Here is a 3,362-nt window from a genome sequence, read left to right on the forward strand (position 1 = left end):
GCGAGGATCGCCAGCGTGATCATTAACTCGACCAGCGTAAATCCCCTGCAATATCCCGCTTTAATATGTTCTGTACCTTCCATATTTGGAAATAACCGTCCCATGATTCTATTCGTACCAACTTGAAATACTGCCGATGTAAATCGGTATTTATTATCAACAGCTGACAAAACTCGATGAATTAAAAGCTAATGAAACCACCATTCAATAAATATGCCATGACAACGCGATAAAACTGATCAATATTAATACAGTTTTATAGGTCGTTAATAGTATTAAACTGGCTTAAACATCGCGGCAAGATGACGCATGTCGGTGTTACACGACTATCGTAGAAGAGAGCTGGTATAAAGATGAGTATAAAGCCCACAAGCATGGCCGTGAGCCTTATTAACAGATCCCTCTGACAGTGGTAAAAGCCAACATCCTTGTTACGGCCACATACTGCAGTTCGGCTATCAGTTTAACTGAATCCAGGACTGACGCCCCAATTTATCTCCACTGGATTCACGCACGGTTTCAACCGCACCGCTGGAGCCGGAGAAATATTTCAACTCTTTGGTACCGGTTGAGATCACTGCCGGTGTTTTCACAATACCGACCGTTGATTCGCGGCCGGAGACCGGCACTGTCAGCTCTGATGTCTGTCCAAAGTCGTCTGTAATCGTCACGGTGACGTAATCATTATTATCAATGGCCAGATCATTATTCACATCAAACGGCGAAACACTCAAACGGGCGCCACTTTCTAAATCTACCTCCATCAGCCAACCACTGCCTCCGAATTCGCAGAGATCGGCGGAGGGCGCCAGCGTAGTATAGATAATCCGTCCACCACGCACGATCGGATTCGCGACAACGCGCTCCCCGGGATAGCTACTGGAATCCAGATCCAGATACCAACCATCCTTAGCGGTGTAATCCACTTCATAGTCCGTGGTAATACGGTAGTTTGTATCACTGGCAGCCACATATTGTTCAACAAGAATATCCTGCGCCAGTAAGTCATCCCGGCTGGTAACCGCACTGCCATTATCACGGATACCGTAAAAGGTCTGCATCTGCGTCGAGGTGGGATCATCCGTGTAGATATAGCGTCCCGTACCAAACAGTACAATCACGCCGCCCTCACTGAGATCAGCCACTTCAGGACGAGATGTAATGGCCTGCGTACTGGTGCAGTCAGCAGTCGTACAGGCCTGATAAAGTGGTTGCGGGGTACTTCCTTGAGAGAATGCCACACCCCAACCATTACGGTTGCTGCTGCTCAGATCAAATTTCCAGAGATTACCGTACAGGTCGCCTGCATACACCGTATCAGCAATTTTATCGCCATCACTGTCCACAGGTAGCGGCGACGACAAACCGTTAGGAGCTGACGCTGTACCATTGGCCTCAGTATCAATAAACACCACATCGCTAGGGTCTTCCATATTGACGATGTACAGCCCGGCTTTATGGTTAGCACTTTCGTATCCATTGCCGAAAATCGCGGCCCAGGTGCCATCAGGAAGCTTCACAACCGAAGCATTCCCAAAGGTGTAACCTAATTCAGCCAAATCCGTACTATCCAGATCCCAGAGAACATCACGAGCTGTAAAATTAAACGGATCAGACACATCCAGCGCATATACACCGGCACCACCACCTGCCAGCAGACCAACCAATACCGTACCCCAGCGGGTGGTATCTGAAACCCCATCGTCGTTGTAATCGATATAGGCATCCGCCACCCGAATAGAGCCATCGACAAAATAGGTGTGGCTGTAATTGGTATCAGATAGGTTGCTCAATTTGGCATAAAGCGCCTTAGGGATATAGGCGAAAACCTCTTCCCCTTCACAGGCTTCGGTATCAGCATCGCAGGGCACCGATATACTTCCAATAGCACCTTCAGCCCGCATGCCATGGAGCATTCCATCATTACTCCCCACATAGATCATCTCTTCGCGAGCAGCCTTGTTAGTGCTCACACTGTCATCGGTGAGGTAGACGTAATAGCTATCAATAGCAGCACCACTCACGGTAACCGTTGGTGCAACGCCATAATATTCAAAGCTTTCATCCGAGGCGAAGATCGGATCGGAATGTACAATATCTCCCAATCGCCCACTGCGACTGCGGAAATCGCTTCCTTCGTATGTTGTATCACCGCGCAGATAAGCGACGCGGTCACGACCACGGCTATCGGTGGTGCCATTCAGTGTATTTAGCGCGCTCATTTGCGCGCTACTGAAAGAACCTGCATCCCAGGCAGTAGTATTAAATGCGAAACCGTTATGACTGTGACTGCTGTAGATATTACGCAGACTCGCCGAAGGGATCAGGTCTGCTGCATCCCATTGTAATGCCCCCACATCCCCTGTAGTCGAATTCAAAGCATACGCGCGAAACTGACCACTCCAATCACCGCTATTAAACCGGGCTTGATAGATTTTGGAGTTGGCATCGAGACGGGTCGAGTTGGTCGCCACGGTTGCCGCGCTGGATGTACGCGACTCAATACTGGCAATGGCCGCGGTGAAAGAGGAGACAAGAGAAGCGGGATCTTCTGCACTGAGGAATTCTCCGCGCCCATTCCACGCCGCATGACGCATATCGTCGATCGTTGTACTCTCGTCGCTGACAGGCGTCGGCCAGTCAAAGCTAGTGGCATTCGCATCGGGATTAGCACTCAGTGTTCCGTCTACCCCAAAAGACACCGTGTAGGTCACCAGATGTTGCTGCGTATTGCTGTCATCCGGTGTGCCGGGCACATTGTTATCCAATGTACTCAGATCGGTCTCGTAGTAGTGCATCGCCACATCCGCCAGCGTATTAGATACGCCGTCAGCCTGATCATGGTAGACACCACCATCATATTCGGTATCACTGCCATCACCATCGCTGGTCGAACCACTATCAGCATTACCGACACTAGGCTCACTGCCGTTCCAGTAACCATCCGACATCACCACCGAGAAGTTTTGCTGACAGGAACCTCCCGAGGCCTCATTTAGAATCGGTGTTGGTTTTGTCGAACCAAACAGGGAGGTCGATAGCGCAGTCACCGTAGTGCCTTTGAAATACTCCCCTACCTGCTCCAATTTAGTACGCAAAGGGGTATTACCGCTGGAACCGATACTAGAGATCTGCGCCATAAGGTCAGCTCTATTGGTGCCGGCTGTCACATCTTCAACGGGGAATCCAACACTGTTGTTCCGGTGCAATGTTGCCAGCCCCAGGCGCTGAGAGGAGCCACTCACCAAACTGAGTAGCGCGGCTTTCATCACATACTCGCGCTTGCGGTAGTAGGTATACCAGTTGGCAAAGTTAGTCTTCTGATCGGCGGTCATTACCGTGTTCACACCAAAGCCCGATAC

General features: G+C 50.1%; 2 protein-coding genes. Both read right to left on the reverse strand.

Translation table 11 applies throughout. From position 1 onward, the window contains the following. On the reverse strand, positions 1-104 hold a 104-nt coding region (locus tag ABYW01_RS17230), incomplete at its 3' end, for a prepilin-type N-terminal cleavage/methylation domain-containing protein (protein WP_372835115.1). A gap of 354 nt (positions 105-458) precedes the next feature. Next, a partial coding sequence (locus ABYW01_RS17235) for a pilus assembly protein (protein ID WP_372835112.1) occupies positions 459-3,362 on the reverse strand: 2,904 nt, incomplete at its 5' end.

The organism is Pontibacterium sp. (genome assembly GCF_041587635.1).
In the GTDB taxonomy this organism is placed as follows: Bacteria; Pseudomonadota; Gammaproteobacteria; order Pseudomonadales; family Balneatricaceae; genus Pontibacterium.